We start from the raw sequence: 25,859 nt of genomic DNA, 5'->3' as shown, positions 1-25,859 counted from the left end.
TCTACTACTCCCCGAGGAGGGGGTGCTCCTACGCCGGCATCCCGGGGATCGTCACGAAAAGCGCAAGAACATCCGGGCAGCCCGCTCCAGGGCCTCGTCCCGGTCGGGCCCTTCCTTGGCCATGCACTCCCGGAAGTGGTCGCTCATGAGCGCCATCGCCACCTTGGAGAGCGCGGCGCGCATGGCCGCCAGCTGCAAGATGATCTCTTCGCAGTCGCGGCTCTCCTCCAGCATCCGCTGGACGCCGCGAGCCTGTCCCTCGATCCGCTTCATCCGGTTGACCAGATCCTCGACTTCACGGCCACTCCTGGTAATGGCCACCGTCACGCCACACCACCTTTGCGCGCGGTCTGCCGCCCACCCGCCGCCCCTCGCCTGGGCGCCACCTCACGGCAGGCGCCGCCCGCTCTCGCCGCCGGGCTCGGCAGGCGCCTTCGCCCCGATGGCCGCGAGCACTTCCCGGAGGAAATGCGCCTCGGGTACGGCCCCCTCGAGCTCGCCGGTCTCGTTGATGACGGTCTTCGGGACCCCGTAGACCCCGTACTTCTCCGCCAGCTCCGGGAACTCGGTCGCCTCGATCATGTCCGCGGTGACGTAGGAGCTCTCCATGGCAAACTGGTGGGCCAGCCGCACCGCCTTGGGGCAATAGGGGCAGGTCGGGGTGACGAACACCTTGAGGTGCACCGGCGTGTCGATGGCCGCCAGCGCATCCTTCGTGGACTGGGAGAGACGGGTCCGGCCGTTGCCCGAATCCACGATGTCCTCCACCAGGGCGCTGAACTCGTAGCCCGCCGGGATGCCGAAGTACCGCACGCTCTTGCGGGTGCCGGCATCATCCGAGACGATCACCGCGGGCACCTTGTCGATCCCCATCTCCTGCGCCCGGTCCAGGTGGATCTTGCGGTCGAGTACCTCGACGGCGATCTTGCCGGACAAAGAGCCGAGCTCTTCCATGAGCTCCACCGTTTGCCTGCAGTACTGGCAAGGCTTCTCACCCGGCACGACCAGGCGAGAAGGGCCCTCGGTGAAGACGATCAGGCGTGCCGTCCCCTCCATCCCGTCGAAAAGGGACGAGAGATACTTGCGGTCCTTCTCCGAAATGAACGCCATGCGTTTGCGTTGCCTCCCGTGCGAGACGGAATGCCCCTACCGGGTAGGGTATCTCGCCGACGACAGGGATACCACGAGGTGAAGGAAAAGTCAAGATGGCCGCTGACGTACCAGGGTAACGGTCGCCAGGCAGGCGATCGCCTTGCCGCCTTCCAGGGGCTCGAGCCCCTGGCCGCTCTTCCCCTTGACGGATACCTCGAGGTGAGGCATGTTCAGGCTCTCCCGGATCGCTGCCGCCATGGCCTCCCGGTACGGCGCCAACCGGGGCTGTGCCGCCACGACCACGGCGTCGACGAAGCTCACCGTCCAGCCCCGCTCCGCCACCAGCCGGCCTGCCTCCCGCAGCATCTCCCGGCTGTCGATCCCGGCGATGGACGTGTCCGTGTCGGGAAAGAGGGAGCCGATGTCGCCCGCATTCGCAGCTCCGAGCAGGCCGTCGATCACCGCGTGCAACAGGGCATCCCCGTCGGAGTGACCGGCCAGTCCCAGGGGAAAGGGGATCTCCACCCCCCCGAGGCGCAGGGGCCGGCCCGGCACCAGGGGGTGCACGTCGAAGCCCAGGCCGACTCGCACCGCCCCCGGAACGGGCGCGGACGGCCCGCCCGCGTCACCGGTTGCCATTGCGCCCCCCGCCACCCGGCTCCTCCAGCTCGCGGCGGCGGGCCAGCAACGCCTCGACCATCACCAGGTCCTCCGGGCAGGTGACCTTGATGTTGGCCTGGGAGCCTGCAACGACCCGCACCGGCTCGCCCAGCGCCTCCACCAGCGAGCAGTCGTCGCTGCCGGCATAGCCCCTGGCCCTGGCCATGGCATGCGCCTCGACCAGCAGGCGGAACCGGAACGCCTGGGGCGTCTGGATGCTCCAGAGCCGGTCGCGCTGGGGAGTAAGTACCACCAGCCCCTTGGGGTCCACGACCTTGATCGTCTCCCGCGCCGGCACCCCCAGGGTAGCGGCCCCATAGCGGCGGGCCTCTTCGAGGACCGAGGCGACCTCCGCCTCACTCACGAGCGGGCGCACCCCGTCGTGGACCACCACGTAGTCGCAGGAAGCCGAAGACGCCTGGAGGTGCTGCAGGGCCCGGAAGACCGACTCCTGCCGGGTGACCCCGCCGGCCACGACGCTGTGCACCTTGCTCAGGTGCAAGCGCTCCACGATCTCGCCGCGAACCCACTCCACGTTGCCTTCGGGTACCACCAGCACCACCGAGTCGATGACGTCCGCCCGCTCCATGACGTCGAGGGCCCACCAGACCAGCGGTTTGCCCTGCACCGGCAGGAACTGCTTGGCCACGGGCATCGACACGAACCCCATGGTGACCGAGCCCTGCCAGCGGTCCTGCATCCGGCGCCCCTGGCCGGCAGCCACCACCACCGCCACCGTGCCGGTCATGACGGGCGGCCAACCCGGTCAGGCGACTTGGGGCGGGCGAAGATGAGCCGGCCGGCCGGCGTCTGCAGCACGCTCGTGACGGTGACATCGACCGTCTCCCCGATGTGCTTGCGGCCCCCGTCCACGACGATCATGGTACCGTCATCCAGGTAACCGACGCCCTGGCCCTGTTCCTTGCCGTCCCGGATCAGCTGCACGCTCATCTCCTCGCCCGGGAGCACCACCGGCTTGAGCGCGTTGGCCAGCTCGTTGACGTTGAGCACCGCCACGCCGTGGATCGAGGCCACCTTGTTGAGGTTGTAATCGCTGGTGACCACGCGGGCCTGCAGCTTCCGGGCCAGCTTCACCAGGCGCTGGTCCACGTCTCCCCGGCTTTCGTCCTCCACGATCTCCACCCGCACCCGTGGCTCCTTCTGCAGCCGGCTCAACATGTCGAGGCCGCGCCGGCCCCGGTTGCGGCGGAGGGGATCGGTGGAGTCGGCCACCCGCTGCAGCTCCCCGATGACGAAGCTCGGGACGACGAGCTTGCCGTCGAGGAAGCCTGTCCGGCAGATGTCGCCGATGCGCCCGTCAATGATGGCGCTCGTGTCGAGCACGATGGGCGCCGCGCCGTTGTACCCGACCTCTTTGGATGGGGCGTGGTCCTGAGGGATCTCCTCGCCGGACGCGCCGGGCTCGGAGGCGCTGCTATCCACCCGGGTCCGGGTGCGAAAGAGCGAGCTCAACTCCTCCCGCTTGCGTACCCCGACCATCATGCCGACGTAGGCGGCCCCGGCCGTAACGACGAACGGGATGAGGTCGCCCACCACCGGTATGTCCCTCGGAATGGGGAGAGTCAGCAAGAACGCGATGACCAGGCCGGCCACCAGGCCGACCGTGCCCCACAGGAGGTCCTGCACGGGGGTGCGATGGAGCCTCGAAGTGATGAGGCCCAACATTGCCTCGATCCACCGGGAGATGGCGCCACCCGCCAGCAAGCCGAGCAGCGCCAGGGCGAGGGGGAGGACCAGCCGCAGCTGGCCCGTCCCGAGGCGATCGAGCCACGGCAGGTCACCGGCCATGAGCGCTCCCAGCCGGTAACCGGCAACCGCGCCTACGGCTGCCAGTAGCCAACGGAGAAAGGCCGATAGCATGCCGCGCGCTCACCCCCGTGCCGCGTCGGTGGCAACCGGCCATGCATCTCAGCCGAGAACCTCGTTGATCCTCCGCTCGACCTCTCCCGCCGGGAGCCCCTGAGCCAGTACCAGCTCGGAGATGAGGATCTGCCGGGCGCTGTCCAGCATGCGGCGCTCACCGGTGGAGAGCCCCTTTTCCTTGTCACGCAGCGCGAGGTTGCGGACCACCTCGGCCACCTCGAAGATGTCGCCGCTCTTGATCTTCTCCAGGTTGGCCCGGTAGCGCCGGTTCCAGTTTTGCGACATCTTCGTGCGCTCGCCCTGGAGCACGTCGAAGACGCGGTTGACCTCTTCGGGGCTGATCACCTCGCGCAGGCCCACTTCCTCGACGCTACGCAGCGGGATCATGACCTGCATGTCGCCCATGGGCAGCTTCATGATGTAGTATTGCTGGCGCTGCCCCAGCACCTCACGCTCTTCGATGGCCTCGATGATACCCGCGCCGTGCATCGGGTAGACGACTTTGTCGCCGACCTTGAACGTCACCAATCGACCATGACCTCCCGTCGAACCGCGACACCGCACCCTATCACAGGGTACCACTCCTGGCGGTTCCTGTCAAATTACGGCGCCGTAGAGCAGATGACGCACTTCTACACGATTCTAGATAGGTCATGCTCGACCGTACGCATCCGGGCTCTCTTTCCCACCGTACCAAGGCGGCACGCTCCGCCTACAGGTGCCGATCCAGCAGCACCTGCTCCCGCAGGCGATGAAGCCCCTCCTTGATCGCCTTGGCCCTGACCTCGCCGATCCCCTCGACGTCGTCCAGCTGGTCGATGGAAGCGGTGAGGATGTGGGGCAAGCGCTGAAACTTCTTTACAAGATTTTCGATGACCGGCATCGGAAGGCGGGGGATCTTGTGCAGGATCCGGTAACCCCTGGGCGTGACGGACGTTTCCATGCTCGGAGTCTGCACGTGACCCATGCTCTTCAGGATCGTGACCGGATCCAGGAGCTCGTCGGAGTCGGAGCGGCACAGATCGCGCCAGGCATCCTCGGGATGCCGGCCGTCCTGGCCGACCCAGTAGTCCCGCATGACCAGAGGCCCTTCGTCCTGGACCTCGGCCGTCAACTCCTCCATCTGCATGGCGACGAGGCGGCCCTCGGTCCCCAGTTCAACCACGTAGCGCTCGATCTCCCGCGCGATCCGGGCCACCATCTGAGCCCGCTGCAGCACCGTGGTCACGTCCATCCACGTGGCCAGGTCTTCAAACTCCAGTGCGGAAAGGTTGATGAGGGACTGCTCCAACACGGTCCGATACCGGTCCAGCGTCGACAGCGCCTGGTTGGCCTTGGCCAGGATGACGCCCACGTCCTGGAGGACGTACTTCACCTCGCCCTTGTAAAGGGTCACCATGTTGCGCCGCTGGGAGATGGAGATGACCAGTTGCCCCGTCTGGCGGGCCATGCGCTCCGCCGAGCGATGCCGGGTGCCCGTCTCGAAGGTAGGGATCATGGGGTCGGGGTTGAGCTGCGTGTTGGCGTACAGGATGCGCTCCGCGTCCGAGCTCAGGATGATGGCCCCGTCCATCTTCGCCAGCTCGTACAGGGCAGAGGGGTTGAGAGGCGTGTCCACATGGAAGCCACCATCCACCAACTCCAGGACCTGGGGGTCGTCGCCGACGACGATCAGCGCTCCCGTGCGGGCCCGAAGGATGTTTTCGAGGCCTTCACGTAACGGCGTGCCGGGGGCCACCATGCGCAGCACCCGGGTCAATGTTTCCTCTCGGGTCTCGGCCAAACCGGTGGCGTCCACTCCCTCTTGCCAGGCAGGCCACGTCGCCGCGAGCACGAAAGCCCGGTGCCGCCGCGCAATCCGGGTACCGGCAGGACACCCCAGGCTCCCACTCTTGCATTATAGATCGCGGTGACGGCGCTCACAACGCGCCCGAGGCCGAGCGCAGCGCCGGCAAGGCGAAAAGCTCGCCGTACAGGCTCGCTGCTCGGGCTATCACGGGGGGAGGTACCGGTATGCACGACGCGCAACCGCAGGACCCCGGCTCCCGGCAGGCAGCCCACGAGACCGCTGCCCTGCCCAAGCCCACCGTAGGCGTCGAGGTGTTCCAGAGCCTCGACATCCGCGTGGGTCGCATCCTCGAGGCCCGGCCCGCACCCAAGGCCCGCAGGCCGGCCTACCAGCTCACCATCGACTTCGGACCGCTCGGCATCCGCCGGTCCAGCGCCCAGATCACGCACTACTACGAGCCGGACAGCCTCGTCGGTACCCTGGTCGTGGCGGTCGTCAACTTCCCGCCGCGCCTGGTCGCCGGGTTTCGCTCCGAGGTCCTGGTGCTGGGCGCCATGGAAAGCGACGGCCGGGTCGTCCTGCTGCGACCCGACCGTCCATGCGAGCCGGGGCTGCCCATCGGCTGAGACGAGAGGGGCCGGCCTCGCGGCCCCTACGCGGCCCGCTCGACGACCATGGCGACGGCTTCTCCGCCCCCGATGCACAGGGTGGCCAGCCCGAACCGGGCCTGCTGGCGCTGCATGGCATAGAGCAGGGTGACGAGCACGCGGGCACCGCTTGCGCCGATGGGATGGCCGAGGGCGACCGCCCCGCCCCGGACGTTGACCCGCTCCGGGTCGAGCCCGAGCTCGTCGATGGCGGCCATGGGAACGACGGAGAAGGCCTCGTTGATCTCGAACAGGTCGATGTCCTGCACCGACAGGCGGGCCTTTTCCAGCACTTTCCTCACGGCGGCGATGGGAGCGAGGGTGAACCACTCCGGATCCGTGGCCGAGGCGGCCTGAGCGACGACCCGGCCCAGGGGGCGCAGGTGCCACCGCTCGGCCACCTCTTCGGCCACGGCCACGACCGCCGCCGCACCGTCGCTGATGCTGGACGCATTGCCTGCCGTGACGGTGCCCCCCTCTTCGAAAGCCGGGCGCAACTCCCGGAACCGGCTTTCGACGAGCCGCCCGGGCTCTTCGTCCGCCGCTACCTCCGGCTCCGCCCCCTTGCGAGTGGGTACCCTGACCGGCACGATCTCCTCGGCCGACCAGCCCTCCCGGGCAGCCGCCTGCGCCCTCCGGTAGCTCCTCAAGGCGTACTCGTCCTGCGCCTGGCGCGTGTAGCCGCGCCGGCGGGCGAGTCGCTCCGCGCAACTGCCCATGTGGCAGTCGTTGTAGACGTCCCAAAGCCCGTCGTGGATCATGGCGTCCAGCAGCCGCGCGTGCCCCATTCGCAGGCCGCCTCGCCCTCCGGCCAGCACGTACGGGGCGTTGGACATGCTCTCCATGCCCCCCGCGACCACGACGTCGGCGTCGCCAACCGCGATGGCCTGCGCCGCCAGCATGACCGCCTTGAGCCCGGAACCGCACATCTTGTTGATGGTCAGGCACTCGACCTTACGCGGGAGCCCGGCCAGCAACGCGGCCTGACGGGCAGGGGCCTGCCCGAGGCCTGCGGAGATGACGTTGCCCATGATGACCTCGTCGACCTGATCCGGCGAGACGCCCGCCCGCTCGAGCGCACCACGAACGGCAACGGCCCCGAGCTGCGGCGCTGAAAGCGGGCTCAAACTCCCCAGGAAAGAACCGATCGGCGTCCGGGCCGCGCCCACCAGCATCACCCTGCGCATACCGCTCCCCCCGATGCGTCGCTGATGGCCCCGTCTCTTCCATACGCCCGATCCGCGCCGGCCTCCTCCGGCGCATGGCCGGCCGCCGGCCGCTCACCGGCCGGCGACGGAGGCCCAAACAGGCAGCCCCATCCGATCCCGGACCTCGGCCAGCACCTGGGAGGCGACCTTGCGCGCCCGTTCCCCGCCGGCCGCCAGGACCTCTTCCACCGTGCCGGGCCGGGCGCTGAGCTCCCGGTAACGCTCCTGGATGGGCGTCACGAGCTCCACCAAGGCGTCGGCCAGCGCTTGCTTGAGTTCCACGTAGCGGATGGTGCCGTCGGAGTACGCCGCCCGGAAGTGCGCAACCACGTCCGCGGGGGCGGTCAGTTCCAGCAGGGTGAAGAGGTTGAGGACCCCCGGGCTCATCTCGGCGCCCGCCGGGCCGGGATCGGTCACGGCCGAGCGCACTTTCTCCCGGATCACCTCGGGCGGATCGAGCATGCCGATGGCTCCCCGGGGTTCGCTCTTGGACATCTTGCGGGTGGGATCGTCCAGCGCCATGATCCGGGCTCCCTTGGCCAGGTAGGCCTCGGGCTCCGGGAAGGTCGGGCCGAAGAGGCTGTTGAAGCGGCGGGCGATGTCCCGCGTCAGCTCGATGTGCTGGACCTGGTCTTCGCCGACGGGCACCAGGTCGGCCTTGTACAGCAGGATGTCGGCCGCCTGCAGCACCGGGTAGTTGAGCAGCCCGGCGTTGACGGCCTCGGCATGCTGGCGGGCTTTGTCTTTGAACTGCGTCATGCGCTGCAGCTGCCCGAGGGGGGTGATGCAGTTGAACAGCCAGGCCAGTTCGGTGTGCTGCGGCACCTGGGACTGGACGAAGATGACCGAGCGGTTGGGGTCCAGCCCCGCCGCCACGTTGACCAGGACCGCGTCCCTCACCCGCTGGGGCAGCTCCCGGGGATCGTACGGCACGGTGATGGCGTGGTAGTCGACGATGCAGAAGTAGCAGGGATACTGGTCCTGCAGGCTCACCCAGTTGCGCAGCGCTCCGAGGAGGTTACCCACGTGGATGCCGCCGCTGGGCTGGATGCCGGAGAAGACGGTATGCGTGCTCACTTCGCCAGCCTCACTCCTTCTCTTGCGGCCCATTATACCATCGCGTCCCTGCGGGCCGGGCCTTCAGCCGGTGCTGGCTTTCCGGTCGCGGGTATGCTTAAATGGGCAGCGGGCGGCGGGCGTCTTGATCAACTGGCGGCGCAATCTCGTCATCGTCACCATAGGAGTATTCATCGCTCAGATCGGCTTCTCCATCATCGTGCCGTTCCTTCCCGCGCTGCTGGTGGAGGTGGGCGTCGAGCGCAACGTCGGGCTGTGGTCCGGGGTCGTGTTCGCCGTCAACTTCCTGACTTCGAGCCTGATGGCTCCCGTCTGGGGCTCGCTCTCGGATCGGGTGGGCAAGCGCCCCATGATGATCCGGGCGGGGCTCGGCATCGCCGCCACGTACGGGCTGATGGCTTTCTCCCATTCGGTGTGGGAGCTCGCGCTCTGGCGGGCCGTCAACGGCCTTCTCGCAGGGTACATCCCGGCCGCCAACACGCTGGTAGCGAGCAATACCCCTGACGCCTCCCTCGGACGCGCTCTGGGCGTCTTGCAGGGAGTGGCGGCCGCCGGGCTCATCACCGGGCCCCTGGTCGGCGGGATCGCCTCGGAGATGGTGGGCGCCCGGGGCACCATGCTGCTGTCGGCGGGGCTGCTGCTCGTGGCAGGCCTCCTGCCGCTGGTGCTGCGGCTCGAGGAGCAAGTGCAGGCCGACGCGTCGCCGCTTTCCGTCTCGGGCGTGCGGGCCCAGGTGCGCGCGGACGTCCGCGAAGTGCTGCAAAACCGGACGCTCCGGGGGCTGTTCGCCGTCCAGCTGCTCTTCACGGCGGCGCAGGTGCTGGTCCAGCCCACGCTGCCCCTTTACATCGCCCGCCTGGCCACCCACAACGTCAACCTGATCACGGGCGTCGTCTACTCGGCGGTAGGGGTCGCCACCGCCGTCGGGTCGCCCCTGGCTTCCCGCTTCACCGACCGGGCCCCGCTCACGGCGTTGCGCCTGGGGCTGCTGGTCTCGGCGGGCGTATACGCCCTGCACCCGGTGGTGCCCCATACCCTCTGGCTGGGGACGATCCGGTTCGCCTTCGGCCTGGTGGCCAGCCTGGTGGTGGTCGCCTCCAGCGTCCTCATCGCCACCACCGTGGAGGCCCGTCACCGGGGCAGGACCTTCGGGGTGCTGCAGGCCATCAACGGCCTCGGTGCGGTCCTCGGTCCTTTCGCGGGCGGCGTGCTCGGAGACGTGGCCGGGCTCGAGGCGCCCTTCTTCGCCGGGGCGGCGACGCTGGCCGCTGCCTACGTCGTCTGCCCCGGGACCTCCTCGACCGTGGCTCCCAGCACTTCCGAGATCGCCTGCTTGAGCACCGAGGCGGACCGCTCGAGCGCCCGCAGCTCCTCGGGGGCGAGCGGGAGATCCACCATGCGCTCGATGCCCGATCGGCCCACCACGCAAGGCATGCCCAGGTAGACGTCGTCGATGCCGTGCCACCCGTCGACCAGGGTCGAGACGGTCAGCACCGAGTGCTGGTGGTACAGGATGCTCTCCACGAGCCGCGCGACGGCCAGAGCGATGCCGTAGTAGGTCGCCCCCTTGCGCTGGATGATCTGGTAGGCGGCGGTGCGCACCTCCTCGAAAATCCGGGCCAGGTCTTCCTGCACCCGTCCCCGCTCCCACCGCGGGCCCAGCTCGGAGATGCGGACGCCCGCGATGTTGGCCAGGCTCCAGACGGGGATCTCGCTGTCTCCGTGCTCCCCTATGACGTAGGCGTGGACGCTTCTCGGGTCGCAACCGAAGTACTCGCCCAGGAGGTAGCGCAACCGCATGGTGTCGAGGAGCGTGCCGCTGCCGATGACCCGGGAAGGGGGGAGCCCGCTCGTCTTCTGCGCCACGTAGCTGAGGACGTCGACCGGGTTGGTGACCACGAGGAGGATGGCGTGCGGAGCGAAGCGCACCACCTGCCGGACCACCTCCGTCGTGATCCGGGCGTTGCGTTTGAGCAGATCGAGGCGCGTTTCGCCCGGGCGCTGCGCCACACCCGCCGAGAGGATCACCACGTCCGCTCCCGCCAGTTCGGCATAGTCGCCGGCACGGATGGGCATCGGCCCGGCCAGGGGCATGCCGTGGCGCAGATCCATGGCGTCGCCCTCGGCCTTGTCCCGGTTGACGTCCACGAGGACCAGCTCGCAATGCGGGCCCTTGACCAAGAGCGTGTAAGCGATGGTGGACCCGACCAGGCCGGTGCCCACGATGCCGACTTTGGGCGGCCTGATGGGGCTCGGCCCGCCGTCCGGTCCCGGCGCTGCCGCCTCCCCCATGGGGCGTAGCGTCGACCCGTCCATGTCGTGCACGCGCCTTCCCTCCCGGTCGCTGGCTGGCTCCGGCCCTAGCTTGTCTGGGCGACCCCCGTCCCAAACGGCGCAGGGCCGGCGCCTCGGTTGACGCCGGCCCTGCGCCGTTTGCTCAGGCTCTCGAGGCCTGGGCCATCTCGGTCTTCTTGTTGAACGTGATGGAGCCGTCGGCGGCGTCCACCACGATGGTATCCCCCTCCTTGAACCGTCCCCGCAGCATTTCGTCGGACAGCGGGTTTTCCACCAGGCGCTGGATGGCACGGCGCAGGGGCCGGGCTCCGTAGTCGGCGTCGAAGCCCTCGTCCGCCAGCACCTCCTTGGCGGCGTCGGTGAACTCCACCTGCACCCCCCGCTCGTTGATCTCCTTGACCACCTGCTTCAGCATGATCTCGATGATCTGGCGGATGTGCTCCTTGTTGAGGGCGTGGAAGACGATCACCTCGTCGATCCGGTTGAGGAACTCGGGCCGGAAGGTCCTCCGCAGCTCTTCCAGCACCTTCTTCTTCATCGTGTCGTAGCTCTCTTTTTCGTCCTCCACGGCCCGGAAGCCCAGGCGCGCCTGGCGGTGGATCTCCTGGGCGCCGACGTTGGAGGTCATGATGACCACCGTGTTGCGAAAGTCCACGGTGCGCCCCTTCGCGTCGGTCAGGCGCCCGTCTTCCAGCACCTGGAGCAGGATGTTGAACACCTCCGGATGTGCCTTTTCAATCTCGTCGAGCAGGATGACCGAGTAGGGGCGGCGGCGGACCCGCTCGGTGAGCTGGCCGCCCTCCTCGTAACCCACGTAGCCGGGCGGTGCGCCCACCAGCCGCGAGACGGTGTGCCGCTCCATGTACTCGGACATGTCGATCCGGATCATGGCATCCTCGTCGCCGAACAGCGCCTCGGCCAGCGCCCGCGCCAGCTCCGTCTTGCCCACGCCGGTCGGCCCGAGGAAGATGAACGAGCCGATGGGCCGCTTCGGATCCTTGAGCCCGGCCCGGGCCCGCCGGATCGCTCGCGACACGGCGTCGATGGCCTCGTCCTGGGCCACGACCCGCTGGTGCAGCACCTCCTCCAGGTGCAACAGGCGCTCGGTCTCCTCCTGTTGCAGCTTGGAGACGGGGATGCCGGTCCACGCCGAGACCACCTGCGCGATGTCCTCGTCGGTCACGACGCCCTCGGTGCGGCTGCGGCTGGACTTCCACTCCTGCCGCTTGCGCTCCAGCTCTTCCCGCATCCGCTGCTCCTTGTCGCGCAGGCTCGCCGCCTTCTCGAACTCTTCGTTCTTGATGGCCGCTTCCTTCTCGGTCTGGAGCTCCTGGATGGCCTCCTCGAGCTGTTTCAACTCCGGTGGCGCCACCAGCGCCTGCAGCCGCACCTTGGAGGCCGCCTCGTCTACGAGGTCGATGGCCTTGTCGGGCAGGAATCGGTCGCTCACGTAGCGGTCGGACAACCGTGCGGCAGCCCGCAGCGCCTCGTCCGTGATCTTGACCCGGTGGTGCGCCTCGTAGCGATCGCGCAAGCCCTGCAGGATGGCGATGGTCTCGTCGACCGTCGGCTCATCCACCATGATGGGCTGGAACCGCCGCTCCAGCGCCGCGTCCTTCTCGATGTGCTTGCGGTACTCGTCGAGGGTCGTGGCGCCGATCGCCTGCAGCTCCCCGCGCGCCAGCGCCGGCTTGAGGATGTTGGAGGCATCGATGGCCCCCTCCGCCGCGCCGGCTCCGATGATGGTGTGGAGCTCGTCGATGAACAGGATGACGTCGCCGGAGTTGCGGATCTCGTCCATCACCTTCTTGAGCCGTTCCTCGAACTCGCCCCGGAACTTGGAACCGGCGACCACGGCCGCCAGGTCCAGCGTGACGACCCGCTTGTTGAGCAGGGTCTCCGGCACGTCGCCGGCCACGATCTTCTGTGCGAGCCCCTCCGCGATGGCGGTCTTGCCCACACCCGGCTCCCCAATGAGCACGGGATTGTTCTTGGTACGCCGCGACAGCACCTGGATGACCCGCTGGATCTCGCGCTCCCGGCCGATCACCGGGTCGAGCTTGCCCTCCCGGGCCAGCTCCGTGAGATCCCGGCCATACTGATCCAGGGTCGGCGTCTTGCGCCCCCGGCTCGCCTTGGCCTGGGTCGGAGTCGTGCCGCCGAGCAGCTCCACGACGGTGCGGCGCACCTTGTCGAGGTCGGCTCCCATGTTGCGCAGCACCTGTGCGGCGACACCCTCGCCCTCGCGGATCAGGCCGAGGAGGATGTGCTCCGTGCCGATGTAGGTGTGCCCCAGCTGGCGCGCCTCGTCGAAGGCCAGCTCCAGCACCCGCTTGGCGCGCGGGGTGAAGCCGATCTGGCCGGTGGTCGTCCCTTCGCCGCGCCCGATCACCTTTTCCACTTCGGCCCGCACGCGCTCGAGGCTGATCCCCATGCTCTGCAGCGCACGGGCCGCCACGCCTTCGCCTTCGGCGATGAGCCCCAGCAAGATGTGCTCGGTGCCCACCACGTTGTGCCCGAGCCGGCGCGCCTCTTCTTGAGAGAGCACGACGACCCGCTGGGCTCGTTCCGTAAAGCGCCCGAACATGGCCGATGTCACACTCCCTTCAAGCCCTACACCTGCCGCTCCGGCTCGCCCTACGGCCCCTGGGCCAGCCGTTCGTTCGGCAGGCGGATGCGTTCACGAATCAAAGCAGCCCGGTGGACGTCCCGCTCCGCGGGCGTCAATTCCCGGCCCATGAAGCTCTGCAAGTGCGCCGGCCGGATCACCACCAAGAGCTCGGTCAGGATACGCTGGTCCAGCCCCTCGATGATGCCGAGGTCGATGCCGAGGCGCACATCGGAGAGTCGCTGCATGGCCTCCTGCGAGCTGATGGCCCGAGAATACCGCAGCACCCCGTACGAGCGCCAGATGCGATCCTCCAGGGCGCGCCGGTCCGACATCAGGCGCTGGCGCGCCGTCCGCTCGTGACCGACCACCTCGTGCGCCAGGTTGGCCAGGTGCTTGAGGATCTCGTCCTCGCTGCGGCCCAGGCTCACCTGGTTGGAGATCTGGAAGATGTTGCCGACCGACTCCGTCCCTTCCCCGTACAGCCCCCGGACGGCCACCCCGAAGCGGGCCACCGCCGACAGCACGTGCTGCAGCTGCCCGGCCATGGCCAGCGCCGGCAGGTGGAGCATCACCGACGCCCGCAAACCGGTCCCCACGTTGGTGGGCCAGGCCGTCAAATAGCCTACCCGCTCCGAGAAGGCGTACTCCAGGCGCTCCGAAAGCCCGTCGTCCACCCGGTCGGCGAGGTTGAGGGCTTCCTCCAGCTGGAACCCGGCAAACAGCGCCTGGATGCGGAGGTGATCCTCCTCGTTGACCATGATGCTGGCGGCCTCGTCGTCCCGCACGGCGAACGCCTTCTCCCGCACCTGCTGCGTGTGCGCCGGGCTGATGAGATGCCGCTCGACCAGCAGCTGGCGCGTGAGATCCGGCACGTCTCCCATCCGGGTGAACTTCAACGGCCCGCCCCACCGGGCGTCCAGCGACTCGATGGCCGGGCGGACCCGCTTCACCACTTCATGAAGCTGCTCCTGGGTCGCCACTCCGGGAAACGGGATGTCCTTGAGGTTGCGCGCCAGGCGCACCCGCGTGCCGAGCACCACGTCGGAGTCCGGCCCCTGACCCACCATCCAGCCGCGCACGTGGCGGCGGATCATCTCGTCGAAGCTCACGGCTGCTTGCTCTCCTTCTCGATCTGCCGGATCTGGTCCCTCAGCGTCGCCGCCCGCTCATACTGTTCGGAGGCGATGGCCTCTCTCAGCTCTTCCCGCAGCCGCTCCAGCTGCCGGCGCCGGACCGACTCGCCGTGCTGGCCCGGTCGCTTGCCCGCGTGCTCGGTGGCGCCGTGCAGGCGCCGCAGTACCGGGCCGAGCTCCCGTTGGAACGTGTCGTAGCACTGGCTGCAGCCGAGCTGCCCCAGCCGCTTGAAGTCGGACCACGTGAGGCCGCAGTTGGGGCAGCGGGTCGGAGCCCGAGCAGGGGCCTCCGCCGAAGGCGCCTCCATGAACGGCAGGTCGAAAAACGACTTCATCAGGTCCTCGAAGGTCGCGCCGAAGGGGGAGGGGCCGAAGTGGAGCTCGCCCGTCTCCCTGGCGCACTCCTCGCAGAGGTGCAACTCCGTCTTCACGCCGTTTTCGATGCGCACCTTGTGCACCGTCGCCGGCCGGATGCCGCAACGTTCACACATCATGGCCCATCGCTCTCTCCACCTCGTTTTGCCCCTACATCATACCCTGTGGCTCGAACAGGTCCAGGAACCGCACCATCATCACGCTGCGCAACAGAGCGGCTCTCACCCGATCCCTCAGCCCCGCCGGCAACCCTGCCGTCTGGTGGTGAATGGCCACCCGCCAGACCAGCGCCTCCCGCGGGGCGATGAGCCCGGCCTGCTCCAGGCTCTCGATGAGGGCGTCCGCCTCGCGGGCGCCGATGGACGGCCCGATCCGCTCGGCCAGGCTGTGCACCGTGCCGGCTCGATCGGTTTGGGCCTCTCGCAGCCGGATGATGCGGATGAACCCCCCACCGCCCCTGCGGCTCTCCACCGCATAGCCCCGCTGAGGCGTGAACCGGGTCTGCAGTACGTAGTTGATCTGGGACGGCACGCACGAGAAATGCCCGGCCAGGTCCACCCGGCGGATCTCGATGACGTCCGCCATGGACTGCTCGAACAGCTGCTTGATGTGACGCTCGATGGCATCTGCCAGCGAAGCCATCGCGCCTCGTCGGACCCTCCCTCGGGCTCGGTGTCTGACCTTTTTTGACCTTTCACCCGGATTATCGCGCGCCTGCACCGGACGCGCAAGGCTCCGGCGGGTAAGCGCAGGACGGCCCGGCAGGTCCCGGGACGCAGCCTCATAGTATCAGGGCCGGGAGGCAGCCTGTCCGTGATCAACTACGTGTGGGGTGCACTCGTGCTGGGCGGCACGCTGGCGGCCCTCCTGAGCGGCCAACCGGACGTCGTGACGCAGGCGCTGACGGATGGGGCGCTGCGCGGCGTCGAGCTGGGCGTGCGCATGCTGGGAGCCATCATGCTCTGGACCGGGCTCATCCGGATCGCCGACGACGCGGGGCTCACCCGCTGGCTCGCCAGGGCCCTGGAGCCCCTGGCGCGCCGGTTGTTTCCATCCGTACCCGGCGACTCCCCGGCCATGGGAGCGCTCTTGATGGCCATCAGTGCCAACGTCCTCGGGCTCGGCAACGCGGCGACGCCTCTCGGCATCAAGGCGATGAGCGAGCTGCAGCGCCTCAATCCCGAACCCCGGCGGGCCTCCCCCGCCATGTGCACCCTGCTGGCGCTATCGACGTCGAGCGTCACCGTGGTGCCGACCGGGGTCATCGCCCTGCGGGCCGCGGCCGGGGCTTCGCAGCCGGCGGACATCCTCGTCCCGACGTTGATCGCCACCACCTATTCGACCCTCGTGGCGCTGGTCGCCGACGCGTACTTCCGTTCCCGGTCGCTGCGGAGGTAGGGGCGTTGGCGCAGCTCTTCGGAGTCGTCGCGGCGTGGAGCGTGCCGCTGCTCGTGCTGGCCATCTTGCTGCTGGGCCTGGGGCGGCGGGTGCACGTGTACGAGAGTTTCGTGCAGGGGGCGCGCAGCGGGTTGTTGGTGGGCGTCCGGGTCATCCCTTACATGGTGGCGATGCTGGCCGCCACGGAACTCTTCCAGCGTTCGGGGGCCATGCAGGCGGTGCTGGACCCGGTCCGGCCGCTGGCCGGGTGGGCCGGGATGCCGGTGGAGGTCCTGCCGATGGCCCTCGTCCGCCCTCTCTCCGGCTCCGCCGCCTCGGGCCTCCTGGCACACCTGCTCGAGACCCACGGCCCCGACTCCTTCGTCGGGCGGCTCGCGAGCGTCATGCAGGGGAGCACGGAGACCACGCTCTACGTCGTGACGGTCTACCTGGGAGCCGTGGGTGTCCGCGACGCCCGCTGGGCCCTGGCGGCAGGCCTGCTGGCGGATCTCGCCGGTTTCGGGGCCTCGGTGCTGGCGGTCCACCTGATGGGCTGGCACTGATGGGGCCGAGCGGCAGCGGAGCCGGCCATTCCCATGCCCGCCGCCGCACCGAGGTGATAGCATCGAATCATGCGCAGGCATTCATCCCGCAACCTGCGGCTCCGCGGCGCCCTCGGCCGGAGCCGCCAGTTGAGCGTGGGCGCGACGCGCCCGGTCGTCAGCCGCAGCATCGCCCGGCGCTTTCCTCCCAATCCTTACGTGCAAAGCCTCGTGCGGTTCGCCAGGCAGCGCCGTATCTCCCTCGAGCCGAGCCCTGTGCCGCGGCAGTGGATGTACCACCCGGGCAGGCGTGCCATCCTGGCGTGGCTGCCCGACCTGCGCGACCAGTCCCTCTCGTACCTCGTGATGATCCTGGCCCACGAACTGGGACACGCCCTGGACTTCGACCGCCACCCCGGGCTTGCGGACCGGCTCTTCGCCGCCGAGTCGCCCGAGCTCGAGCGGGCCGTCGAGCACCGGGCGTTCGTCGGCGGGTTTTTCCTGCTGCAGCGCCTTGGCGTCCCGGTCAGCCTCCGCCAGTACCTCCTGATGATCGAGGAACCGATGGCGAGCGCCGTCGGACGGACGCTGGGCCGGCGCCTGTGCAGTCTCCTCGATCGGGAGGACGCTTCGGGGCCGCATGCGCCGGCGAGCGCCGGGGCGGCCCGGACGTTGCCGCCTCCGGCGCTCCCTCCGGTTGCCTGAGGCCTCGTGGGCCTCTTACCATGGGAGTGACCGCTCAGGCCGCCGGGGAGCCGGGTGTTTGCTCGGAAGAGGTCTCGCCGCCGAGTTCCCGGATGGCCTCTTCGACGGCCTGGGCCTCCAGACGAAGCTGGCGCAGGTACTCCCGGAGCCATTCGAGGCGTTCCTGGCGCGAGATGAAGCGCCGCCGGAAGCCCGTACCCCTGGGCCCCCCGCATCCCCATCCCATCCGGCGGGGGCCCCAGCCCAGAGGGCTGCTCCAGGCTCCCCAACCCTGACCGGCACCGGGCATGACGTGCATCCCGTGCATGCCGTGCATCGCCGTGCTCACCTCCTCTCCTCGCCGCTCGCAGGACCGGGCGCCCGCAGGCGGGCGTAGGCCTCCAGGACGCCGTCGATGGCCTGCCGCTGCCGGCGCAGGTGACGGATCAGCTCCTCCAGGAGCTCCCACCCCTGGGGCGTGAGGACGTACGTGCGGCGGGCGGGGCCCGACTCGCCGGTTTCCCACGACGAGACCACCAGGCCGGCGCGTTCCAGCTCCCGCAGCCACCGGTAGAGCGTACCGGGCAGCAGCGGGGGGGCGTCGCCCCACGTCTCTTGCTCCTGCAGTTCGAGGAGGCGGTACCCGTGCAGCGGCCCCCGCGCGAGGCTCAGCAGGATGCGGGCCATCCACAGCCCGCCGCCCGGCCCGGCCCGGTGGGCGGCGGCCCTTCTACCCCACGGGCCACAGCCTGCGCCCGGCCCTCTGGCGCTCCCCCTGTGCCATCCCGGCCCCACGGCCGTCCCCTCTTTCCTCCGCCATCCCGGTCCTCGCGTGCGGTCGTTATGGTTGCCTCGCATCTATATTCTATACGTACATACCTACAGCCGAACAACTCCTCCTGAGAGGTATCCGCCCGGCACGCAGCGTAATCTGAGGAGGGCAGCCCGCGCCTCGACGGCCGGAGGGGCACCTGCCGGCCGGGCGGGAAGGGGGATTTCGCGTGCCCAAGTATGCAAGGATGAAAACGCAGGTACCCGGCCCACGATCCCGAGAGATCCTCGAGCTGATGCAGCGTTACGTGCCGCGCGCCATGACGCCGCACGTGCCGGCGGTGATTGCCCGCGCCTCGGGCGCCATCGTCGAGGACGTCGACGGCAACCAGTTCATCGATTTCTCGGGCGGCATCGGGGTGGTCAACGTGGGTCACGCCCCGCCGGAAGTGGTCGACGCCGTCACCGAGCAGACCCGCCGCTTCTTGCACACGGACTTCACCGTGGTGCCCTACGAGCCGTACGTGCGCCTGGCCGAGCGCCTGGCCCGGCAGGCTCCGGGCGGGCCCTGGAAAGTCGCCTTCTTCAACTCCGGCGCCGAGGCGGTGGAAAACGCCGTCAAGCTGGCCCGCTACGCGACCGGGCGCGCCGGCGTCATCGCGCTCGAGGGGGCGTTCCACGGTCGCACCTACATGGCCATGACCCTCACGAGCAAGGTCAAGCCGTACAAGGAGCGGTTCGGCCCCTTCGTGCCCGAGGTGTACCGGGTGCCGGCTCCCTACTGCTACCGATGCCCCCTCGGCCTGCGTTACCCCGACTGCGGCCTCGCCTGTGTCGAGTCCATGAAGCGGGCCCTGGTCACGACGGTCGCTCCCGAGGCCGTGGCCGCGGTCATCGTGGAGCCGGTACAGGGCGAGGGCGGCTTCGTCGTGCCGCCCCCGGAGTACCTGCCGGCCGTCCGCGAGCTGACCGCCCGCCACGATATCCTCCTCATCGTGGACGAGATCCAGACGGGCTTCGGGCGGACGGGGCGGTTCTTCGCCGTGGAGCACTTCGGGGTCCGGCCGGACGTGCTGACCGTAGGGAAGTCGCTGGCGGCAGGCCTGCCCCTGTCGGGCGTCATCGCCCGGGCGGAGCTCTACGACCGGCTCGGCGAATCGGTGGTGGGCGGCACTTTCGTGGGCAACCCCGTGGCCTGCGCGGCGGGGCTCGCCGTGCTGGACATCTTCGAGCGGCAGCAGCTGGTAGAGCGGGCGAGCCGCCTCGGAGAGCTGATCCGGCAGCGCATGATGGCCATGCAGGAGCGTTTTGCCATCATCGGGGACGTACGCGGCCTGGGCGCCATGATGGCCATGGAGCTGGTGCGGGATCGGAGCACCAAGGAGCCGGCCGACGTGGAGACTTCCCGGATCCTCAAGCGTTGCTTCGAGCAGGGATTGATCGCGGTCAAGGCGGGCATCTACGGCAACGTGATCCGCATGCTGGTGCCGCTGGTCATCGAAGAGGAGCAGCTGCTGGAGGGCCTGGCGATCCTGGAGCAGGCCATCGCACAGGAGATCCGGGCTTAGCCCCTCATGGCCGGGTGTCGTGCCGCGATCGAAGCGCCGGCAGAGGACGGCCCCAGCGGGCCGTCCTCTGCTTCGGTCATGCGCCTTCCAGCCTCAGCTCACGACGCCGATCCGCCGGCCGGCCTGCTCGAAGGCTTCCAGCGCCCGGTCCAGATCGTCCCGGGTGTGCTCCGCGGTGACGATGGTGCGGACTCGCGCCTTGCCCCTGGGTACGGTCGGATAGACGATGCCCTGGGCAAAGACGCCGAGATCGAACAGCTCGTCGGACAGCCGCATGGCCTTGCCCTCGTCGCCGACGATCACCGGCGTGATGGGCGTCTCGCTGGCTCCCGTGTCGAAACCGATCCGCTTCAAGCCGTCCTTGAAGTAGCGGGTGTTGTCCCACAGCCGCTGGATCCGCTCCGGCTCTCGCTCGAGCAGGTCGAACGCCGCCAGGCATGCCGCCGTGACGGCCGGCGGGTGGGAGGTGGAGAAGAGGAAGGGCCGGGCCCGGGCGATCAGGTAGTCGATCAGGCTGCGGCTACCGGCCACGTACCCGCCCAGCACCCCGATGGCCTTGGAGAGGGTGCCCACCTGGATGTCGAGCTGCCCGTGCAGCCCGAAGTGGTCGACGCTCCCCCTGCCGTTCTTGCCGAGCACTCCGCTCGCGTGGGCGTCGTCAACCATGGTGATGGCCCCGAACTCCCTGGCCACCCGCACGATCTCCGGCAGCGGCGCGATGTCGCCGTCCATGCTGAAGACGCCGTCGGTGACGACCAGGATGCGCCGCGCCTTCGGGCGAGCCTCTTCGAGCAGGCGCCGCAGCGCCTCCACGTCCCGGTGCGGGAAGATCCGGATCTCCGCCCGGGAGAGCCGGCACCCGTCGATGATGCTCGCATGGTTGAGCTCGTCGGAGACGATGACGTCTTCTTTGCCCAGGATGGCCGCGACCGTACCGGCGTTGGCCGTGAAGCCCGACTGGAAGACCAGCGCCGCCTCGGTCTTCTTGAAGGCGGCGATGCGTCGCTCGAGCTCCTCGTGCATCCGGAGCGTGCCGATGATGGGCCGTACCGCCCCTGAACCCACTCCCCAGTCCCGCACGGCCTTCTCGGCCGTCTCCTTGAGGTACGGGTGGTTGGCAAGGCCCAGGTAGTTGTTGGACGAGAGGTTGATCACCTTTCTCCCGTCGACGACGGCCACGGCCTGCTGCGGGCTGTCCAGGACCCTGGGATACCGGAAGATGCCCCGGGCCCTCAGCTCGGAGAGCTCCGCATCCAGGAACGCCAGTGCCGATGCCCCAGTCTCCGTCATGGCCCTTTCTTCCCCCCCACCGGGTCGGATGTCGTCGCTACGCGGTGCGCCGCGCCGAGGCGCTCACGGGACCTCGAGCAGGATCTTGCCGCACCGCCCGCTCGCCAGCATCTCGAAGGCTCTCCCGTACTCCTCCAGCCGGAACCGGTGCGTGATGATCGGGCGCACGTCGAGCCCGCCCCGCAGCATCTCGCTGAGCTGGTGCCAGGTGGTGAAGATCCGGCGGCCGTGGATGCCGCGCACGGTCAGGCCCTTGAGCACGACGAGCCGGCCCAGGTCGACCGTCAGCGGCCGGGACGGTAGCCCCAGCTGCGCCACCGATCCCCCCGGCCGCACCATCTGCAGCCCCTGGACCATGGCCGCCGGGTGCCCGGACATCTCCAGCAGCACGTCGACTCCCTCGCCCCCGGTCTCCCGCAAGACTCGCTCCACCGGGTCGCCCGCGGACGGATCGAGCACCAGGTCCGCCCCCATCCGCTCCGCCAGCCGCCGGCGCTCCGGGCTCACCTCGGTGACGAAGATAGCCGTCGCCCCCGCCTTCCTCGCCACCGCCACGGCGGCGAGCCCGATGGGGCCGGCCCCCGTCACCGCCACCGTCGCTCCTGCGAGCGGAAACTCCAGCGCCGTGTGCACGGCGTTGCCCAGGGGATCCATGATGGCCCCGACCTCGTCGGGGATCGCAGGATCGAGCTTCCACACGTTTTGGGCGGGCACCACCACGTACGACGCGAAGGCGCCGTCGACGTCGACCCCGCCGATGACGAGCCGGGTGCACAGGTGAGGCTGCCCCGTCCGGCACGGGCGGCACCTCCCGCAGTAGAAGTGCATCTCCGCGCTGATGCGCTCACCCACCCGGACGTCCTCCACGCCCGGCCCGACCGCGTCCACCACGCCCATCCACTCGTGCCCGATCACGACCGGCGGCCGGATGCGACCGGCCGCCCACTCGTCCCACGCGTAGATATGCCCGTCGGTGCCGCAGATGCCGGCCAGGATGACCCGCGCCCTCACCTGCCCGGGTCCCGGCTCCGGCACGGGCCGCTCCGTCAGGATCAGCCCAGGCCCCGGAGCCTCCTTTACCAGTGCCGGCATGAGACCGTGCCCCATGGGATGCCGCTCCTCCCTCTCCCTGGCCGCCCGGCTAGGCCGGGCGGCCACCCCGCTGCTCCTCGTCTGCGACGTCGACGACCTTCTCCACCCGGGCAAAGACTCGCGAGATGCTCGCACCCAGCTTGCGCGCGTAGAAGCACCGCGGGCCGGCCCAGGCGATCTGCGCCTCCGTGTACCCCCGCTGCGCCATGTCCTCGAAACAGCGCACGCACAGCTCGATGCCCAGCCCCGTACCCTGCCACCGCGGCTCCACGCCCATCGGGCCGAACCACCCCGGACGCCCGCTGTCGTACACGGCGAACCCTATCCACTGCCCGTCCTGTACGGCCGCGAAGCCCGCCGGGGGCTGCCGCCTCAGGGCCACGCCCACCTCGTACGCCCAATGCGGCCCCCATGTCCGCAGCATCCAATCCCCGAGCGACGCCTCGTCCTCCGGACGGAGCCGGCGCACGGCAATGCCTGCCCGCTCCAGGGCCTCTCGCCGCTCTTTCTCCGGGGGAGCGGCCAGAGGGCGGGTCAGGTCGACCTTCATGTTGAACTCGTAAGAGCGCAGGGCATACCCGCGGCGTTCGAACAGGCACAGCGCCGGGGTGAACTGAACGTCGATCCCCGGCCACAAGTAGCTCGGAGCGCTGTCGAACGCCCGGATCGCCCGCACGCCCTTCGACACGAGCCTCCGCTCCAGCTCGTCGAGCAGGCGGCTGGCGACCTTCTGCCGGCGAAAAGCCGGAGCGACCGCCAGGAACTGCACGTAACCGGCCGGCTTGCCTCCGGCCGGGTCGGGGCGGACGACCCCCACCGCGGCTCCCACGAGCCGTCCTCCGTGCCGGGCCGCCAGCCACAAGGAGAGATCACAGTCGGGATCCTCCAGGAGCCGCTCCCGCAGCACCTCCTCGGGAAGCCGCTCTCCCGGGACCGCTTCCTCCCACAGCGCCGCCAGCTGGTCCACGCCGAGTTGGGCTTGTGCGTCACTCATGACACGTGTGCGCCCCTTCCCCCACGGGACGTGCTTCTTGCTCCATCGTGCGCTATCCTGTCAGCGTGGAGCGCCGGGAGACGGTGCTCGAGGGCCAACCCGGGCGGGTGGCCTGTCGATCGGGGAAGAGGTGTGCGGGGCTTGGAAGTCGTCCCCATCTCCCCGCGGGGGTACTGCTACGGCGTGGTGGACGCCCTGAAGCTCGCCAGGGCTGCCGCTCGGGATCCGTCCGTGCCGCGCCCCATCCACGTGCTGGGGCTGCTGGTGCACAACCGTCACGCCGTGGAGGAGCTGGAGCGTTTCGGCATTCGCTCCCTGGACGGGCCGGACCGCCTCGCGCTGCTCGAATCCATCGACCGGGGCACGGTCATCCTCACGGCCCACGGCGTCGCCCCCGCCGTCAAGGCCAGAGCACGGGCCAGGGGTCTTCACGTCGTGGACGCCACCTGCCCGGACGTGACCCGCACGCACCAGCTCGTGAAGGATCTGGCGGCTCGAGGCTACTTCATCGTCTACATCGGCAAGCGGGGCCACCCCGAGCCCGAGGGGGTCGTGGGCGAGGCTCCGGGTGCCATCGTGCTGGTAGAGCGCGAAGAAGAGGTGGACGGCCTCGAGGTGCCTTCCGGCCGGCCGGTGGCCGTGACGACCCAGACCACCCTCTCCCAGTGGGACACGCAGGTGATCATCCGCCGCATCCAGCAGCGCTTTCCCCGGGCCGAGGTGTACAACGAGATCTGCCTGGCGACCCAGCTGCGCCAGCAGGCCGCGGTGCGGGAGGCGGCTCGGGTCGACCTGGTCATCGTGGTGGGGGACCGCCGCAGCAACAACTCGGGACGCCTCGTTCAGGTCGTCCGAGAGAAGGCAGGCAAGCCGGCCTACCTCGTGGAGGACGTCGCCGGCATCCGCCCGGAGTGGCTGGCCGGGGCCAGGCGGGTCGGGGTGACCGCCGGCTCTTCGACGCCCAGCGGCATCACGCGGGAGGTCATCCGGTGGCTGCAGGCCTACGAGCCGCCGGCGCCAGCTGCGGCCGCCGTGCGGCCGGGCTCCGGGACGGCACCCCACCCCGTAGGGTAAAATACCGCCGGCAGACCTTTCGTAAAAGCAGGGAGGCGACGATCGGGTTGGAGCAGGTGATCATCCTGGGTTCGGGCCCGGCCGGCCTCACGGCGGCCATCTACACGGCTCGGGCCAACCTGGCCCCGCTGGTGATCGCCGGGCGAGAAGCCGGCGGGCAGTTGATGCTCACGACGGAAGTCGAGAACTTCCCCGGGTTTCCCGAAGGCATCCAGGGGCCCGAGCTCATGGACGCCATGCGGCGCCAGGCCGAGCGGTTCGGCGCGCGCTTCGTCGACGACGACGCGACGGCGGTGGATTTCTCCGGCCGGCCGTTGAAGGTCACGGCAGGAGACACGGTCTACGAGGCCCGATCCGTCATCATCGCGACGGGCGCCTCGGCCAGGTGGCTGGGGCTACCCTCCGAAAGCCGGCTGAGGGGCCACGGCGTTTCGAGCTGCGCCACGTGCGACGGGTACTTTTTCCGGGATCAGAAGGTGGTCGTGGTCGGTGGAGGCGACACGGCCATGGAAGAGGCGCTTTTCCTCACGCGCTTCGCCTCCGAGGTCGTCGTCCTGCACCGCAGGGATCAGCTTCGCGCCAGCAAGATCCTCCAGGAGCGGGCCCGCCACAACCCCAAGATCCGCTTCATCTGGAACGTCGTGGTCGAGGAGATCCTCGGCCACAAGAGCGTGGAGGGCGTACGGCTGCGCAACGTCGTCACGGGCGAGACGCTGGTCGAGCCGTGCCAGGGTGTCTTCGTGGCCATCGGCCACGCCCCCAACACAGGGTTTCTCGCGGGCCAGGTGGAGCTCGACGAGCGCGGGTACGTGGTGGTCCACGACGAGACGCGCACGAGCCGCGACGGGGTCTTTTGCGCGGGCGACGTCCACGACTTCCGCTACCGGCAGGCGGTCACGGCGGCCGCCGCGGGATGCAAGGCGGCCCTCGACGTGGAGAAGTACCTCGAGGCTCTGGAGCCTTCCTCGGAGCTGAGCCCTTCGGCCGCCACCTCGTGACGAGGAGAGGGGCCGTCCCCCGTGGAGACGGCCCCTGTGTGGCCTGTGTCTCGGCTCTTCGTGCTCTCGTTTGCAACCGCCCCAACGGTCACGAGCTCGGTGCCTGGCCGTCACGCTCGATGACCGCCAGGAGATCGGACCGGTTGATGATCAGGTAGTCGACGCCGTTCAACTTGACCTCGGTGCCGGAGTACTTGGCGTACAGCACCCGGTCGCCCGGCTTCACCTTGATGTTCTCGTCGTCCCCTACCGCCACGACCTCGCCCTCCTGCGACTTCTCCTGGGCGGTGTCGGGCAAGATGATGCCGCCCTTGGTGCGTTCCTCGGGCTTGACCGGGCGCAGCAGCACCCGGTCCTCCAGCGGTTTGATGTTCAACGCATGATCCCCCTTCCATCCCTTGGACGTGCTACGAGGCCTTCATCGCCGCAGCCCGAGCAGCGCATCGATGCGCGCCCGGTCGAAGCCGACGACGATCCGCCCGTTGATGTCGATGACGGGCACCCCTTGCTGGCCCGACTTGCGAACCATCTCCATGGCCGCCTTCTGATCCCGGGAGACGTCCACGTCGTAGAAGTGAATCTGTCGCTCCCGCAGATACCGCTTGGTCGCGTTGCACCACGGACAGGTCGGCGTCGAGTAGACGATGACCCGAGGCTGGCTCACCCGCAGCTCCCCTTCCCCGTGGACTGCCAGGGGG

The 25,859-nt window shown here is 69.3% G+C and carries 28 protein-coding genes and 1 pseudogene; 8 read left to right on the top strand and 21 right to left on the bottom strand.

Annotated features, from left to right (window positions below):
• Positions 1-51: 51 nt before the first annotated feature.
• The 7 genes from U7230_RS01360 to disA form a co-directional block, all read right to left on the bottom strand.
• Positions 52-321, bottom strand: a complete 270-nt coding sequence (locus U7230_RS01360; protein ID WP_324716964.1) for a metal-sensitive transcriptional regulator — start codon at positions 319-321, stop codon at positions 52-54.
• Between the two features lie 66 nt (positions 322-387).
• Positions 388-1,110, bottom strand: coding sequence for a protein disulfide oxidoreductase (gene pdo, locus U7230_RS01355; RefSeq protein WP_324716963.1), 723 nt, complete (start codon positions 1,108-1,110; stop codon positions 388-390).
• Positions 1,111-1,200: 90 nt separating this feature from the next.
• Entirely contained in the window at positions 1,201-1,731 is a 531-nt protein-coding gene (ispF, locus tag U7230_RS01350) for a 2-C-methyl-D-erythritol 2,4-cyclodiphosphate synthase (RefSeq protein ID WP_324716962.1), read from the bottom strand.
• Positions 1,718-2,500: a 2-C-methyl-D-erythritol 4-phosphate cytidylyltransferase gene (ispD, locus tag U7230_RS01345; protein WP_324716961.1), complete on the bottom strand. Its 783-nt coding sequence runs from the start codon at positions 2,498-2,500 to the stop codon at positions 1,718-1,720. The genes ispF and ispD overlap by 14 nt, the downstream gene beginning before the upstream one ends.
• Positions 2,497-3,561 carry a PIN/TRAM domain-containing protein gene (locus U7230_RS01340; protein ID WP_324716960.1) on the bottom strand — a complete coding sequence of 355 codons (1,065 nt, stop codon included), beginning with the start codon at positions 3,559-3,561 and terminating at the stop codon, positions 2,497-2,499. The genes ispD and U7230_RS01340 overlap by 4 nt, the downstream gene beginning before the upstream one ends.
• A gap of 120 nt (positions 3,562-3,681) precedes the next feature.
• Positions 3,682-4,161, bottom strand: coding sequence for a CarD family transcriptional regulator (locus tag U7230_RS01335; protein ID WP_324716959.1), 480 nt, complete (start codon positions 4,159-4,161; stop codon positions 3,682-3,684).
• A gap of 187 nt (positions 4,162-4,348) precedes the next feature.
• On the bottom strand, positions 4,349-5,419 hold the full coding sequence (disA, locus tag U7230_RS01330) for a DNA integrity scanning diadenylate cyclase DisA (RefSeq protein ID WP_324716958.1): 1,071 nt from the start codon (positions 5,417-5,419) through the stop codon (positions 4,349-4,351).
• A gap of 230 nt (positions 5,420-5,649) precedes the next feature.
• Between disA and U7230_RS01325 the strand changes: the two genes are divergently transcribed.
• Complete coding sequence (locus U7230_RS01325; protein WP_324716957.1) at positions 5,650-6,051, top strand: tRNA-binding protein; 402 nt, start codon at positions 5,650-5,652, stop codon at positions 6,049-6,051.
• A gap of 26 nt (positions 6,052-6,077) precedes the next feature.
• Here the strand turns inward: U7230_RS01325 and U7230_RS01320 are convergent, their stop codons facing one another.
• Together U7230_RS01320 and trpS are read right to left on the bottom strand one after the other, a co-directional pair.
• Positions 6,078-7,259, bottom strand: a complete 1,182-nt coding sequence (locus U7230_RS01320; protein WP_324716956.1) for an acetyl-CoA C-acetyltransferase — start codon at positions 7,257-7,259, stop codon at positions 6,078-6,080.
• A gap of 93 nt (positions 7,260-7,352) precedes the next feature.
• Positions 7,353-8,357: a tryptophan--tRNA ligase gene (gene trpS / locus U7230_RS01315; protein ID WP_324716955.1), complete on the bottom strand. Its 1,005-nt coding sequence runs from the start codon at positions 8,355-8,357 to the stop codon at positions 7,353-7,355.
• Here trpS and U7230_RS01310 point away from each other — a divergent pair.
• Positions 8,311-9,579 (top strand): annotated as a pseudogene (locus U7230_RS01310) (MFS transporter); the annotation flags it as partial. The gene trpS and the pseudogene U7230_RS01310 sit on opposite strands and share 47 nt — an antisense overlap.
• A gap of 50 nt (positions 9,580-9,629) precedes the next feature.
• On the opposite strand, the gene U7230_RS01305 reads toward U7230_RS01310, so the two are convergent.
• The 5 genes from U7230_RS01305 to U7230_RS01285 form a co-directional block, all read right to left on the bottom strand.
• Complete coding sequence (locus U7230_RS01305; protein ID WP_324718156.1) at positions 9,630-10,673, bottom strand: L-lactate dehydrogenase; 1,044 nt, start codon at positions 10,671-10,673, stop codon at positions 9,630-9,632.
• Between the two features lie 121 nt (positions 10,674-10,794).
• A complete protein-coding gene (locus U7230_RS01300; protein WP_324716954.1) occupies positions 10,795-13,239 on the bottom strand; it encodes an ATP-dependent Clp protease ATP-binding subunit in 2,445 nt (814 codons plus the stop codon).
• Positions 13,240-13,289: 50 nt separating this feature from the next.
• A complete protein-coding gene (locus U7230_RS01295; RefSeq protein ID WP_324716953.1) occupies positions 13,290-14,372 on the bottom strand; it encodes a protein arginine kinase in 1,083 nt (360 codons plus the stop codon).
• Positions 14,369-14,890: a UvrB/UvrC motif-containing protein gene (locus tag U7230_RS01290; protein WP_324716952.1), complete on the bottom strand. Its 522-nt coding sequence runs from the start codon at positions 14,888-14,890 to the stop codon at positions 14,369-14,371. Before U7230_RS01290 ends, U7230_RS01295 begins: the two co-directional genes overlap by 4 nt.
• 31 nt (positions 14,891-14,921) lie before the next feature.
• Positions 14,922-15,413, bottom strand: coding sequence for a CtsR family transcriptional regulator (locus U7230_RS01285; RefSeq protein WP_324716951.1), 492 nt, complete (start codon positions 15,411-15,413; stop codon positions 14,922-14,924).
• A gap of 171 nt (positions 15,414-15,584) precedes the next feature.
• Here U7230_RS01285 and U7230_RS01280 point away from each other — a divergent pair, with 171 nt between their 5' ends.
• From U7230_RS01280 to U7230_RS01270, 3 genes are all read left to right on the top strand, one after another.
• Positions 15,585-16,169 carry a nucleoside recognition domain-containing protein gene (locus U7230_RS01280; protein ID WP_324716950.1) on the top strand — a complete coding sequence of 195 codons (585 nt, stop codon included), beginning with the start codon at positions 15,585-15,587 and terminating at the stop codon, positions 16,167-16,169.
• Between the two features lie 5 nt (positions 16,170-16,174).
• Complete coding sequence (locus tag U7230_RS01275; RefSeq protein ID WP_324716949.1) at positions 16,175-16,711, top strand: spore maturation protein; 537 nt, start codon at positions 16,175-16,177, stop codon at positions 16,709-16,711.
• A gap of 69 nt (positions 16,712-16,780) precedes the next feature.
• Entirely contained in the window at positions 16,781-17,395 is a 615-nt protein-coding gene (locus tag U7230_RS01270; protein ID WP_324716948.1) for a hypothetical protein, read from the top strand.
• Positions 17,396-17,429: 34 nt separating this feature from the next.
• On the opposite strand, the gene U7230_RS01265 is transcribed toward U7230_RS01270, so the two are convergent.
• Together U7230_RS01265 and U7230_RS01260 are read right to left on the bottom strand one after the other, a co-directional pair.
• Positions 17,430-17,711, bottom strand: coding sequence for a hypothetical protein (locus tag U7230_RS01265; protein ID WP_324716947.1), 282 nt, complete (start codon positions 17,709-17,711; stop codon positions 17,430-17,432).
• Between the two features lie 8 nt (positions 17,712-17,719).
• Positions 17,720-18,169, bottom strand: coding sequence for a PadR family transcriptional regulator (locus U7230_RS01260; RefSeq protein ID WP_324716946.1), 450 nt, complete (start codon positions 18,167-18,169; stop codon positions 17,720-17,722).
• 224 nt (positions 18,170-18,393) lie between these two features.
• Between U7230_RS01260 and gabT the strand changes: the two genes are divergently transcribed.
• Positions 18,394-19,713, top strand: coding sequence for a 4-aminobutyrate--2-oxoglutarate transaminase (gene gabT, locus U7230_RS01255; RefSeq protein WP_404980610.1), 1,320 nt, complete (start codon positions 18,394-18,396; stop codon positions 19,711-19,713).
• A gap of 93 nt (positions 19,714-19,806) precedes the next feature.
• Here gabT and U7230_RS01250 read toward each other — a convergent pair whose 3' ends face one another.
• From U7230_RS01250 to U7230_RS01240, 3 genes are all read right to left on the bottom strand, one after another.
• Positions 19,807-21,003, bottom strand: a complete 1,197-nt coding sequence (locus U7230_RS01250) for a glycine C-acetyltransferase (RefSeq protein ID WP_324716944.1) — start codon at positions 21,001-21,003, stop codon at positions 19,807-19,809.
• 63 nt (positions 21,004-21,066) lie between these two features.
• Positions 21,067-22,110: an L-threonine 3-dehydrogenase gene (tdh, locus tag U7230_RS01245; RefSeq protein WP_324716943.1), complete on the bottom strand. Its 1,044-nt coding sequence runs from the start codon at positions 22,108-22,110 to the stop codon at positions 21,067-21,069.
• 34 nt (positions 22,111-22,144) lie between these two features.
• Positions 22,145-23,089: a GNAT family N-acetyltransferase gene (locus U7230_RS01240; RefSeq protein ID WP_324716942.1), complete on the bottom strand. Its 945-nt coding sequence runs from the start codon at positions 23,087-23,089 to the stop codon at positions 22,145-22,147.
• A gap of 141 nt (positions 23,090-23,230) precedes the next feature.
• On the opposite strand from U7230_RS01240, the gene U7230_RS01235 reads away from it, so the two are divergent.
• Positions 23,231-24,163 carry a 4-hydroxy-3-methylbut-2-enyl diphosphate reductase gene (locus U7230_RS01235; RefSeq protein ID WP_324716941.1) on the top strand — a complete coding sequence of 311 codons (933 nt, stop codon included), beginning with the start codon at positions 23,231-23,233 and terminating at the stop codon, positions 24,161-24,163.
• Positions 24,164-24,204: 41 nt separating this feature from the next.
• Positions 24,205-25,161: a thioredoxin-disulfide reductase gene (trxB, locus tag U7230_RS01230; protein WP_404980609.1), complete on the top strand. Its 957-nt coding sequence runs from the start codon at positions 24,205-24,207 to the stop codon at positions 25,159-25,161.
• 88 nt (positions 25,162-25,249) lie between these two features.
• On the opposite strand, the gene U7230_RS01225 is transcribed toward trxB, so the two are convergent.
• Positions 25,250-25,537 carry a co-chaperone GroES gene (locus U7230_RS01225; protein ID WP_324716940.1) on the bottom strand — a complete coding sequence of 96 codons (288 nt, stop codon included), beginning with the start codon at positions 25,535-25,537 and terminating at the stop codon, positions 25,250-25,252.
• A 42-nt stretch (positions 25,538-25,579) separates the two neighbouring features.
• Positions 25,580-25,825: a glutaredoxin domain-containing protein gene (locus U7230_RS01220; protein WP_324716939.1), complete on the bottom strand. Its 246-nt coding sequence runs from the start codon at positions 25,823-25,825 to the stop codon at positions 25,580-25,582.
• Positions 25,826-25,859 lie beyond the last annotated feature (34 nt).

The organism is Limnochorda sp. L945t (assembly GCF_035593305.1).
GTDB lineage: Bacteria > Bacillota > Limnochordia > Limnochordales > Geochordaceae > Carboxydichorda > Carboxydichorda subterranea.
Note: the sequence above shows the minus strand (reverse complement) of the source record. Positions and strands in the feature narration are given on the sequence as shown.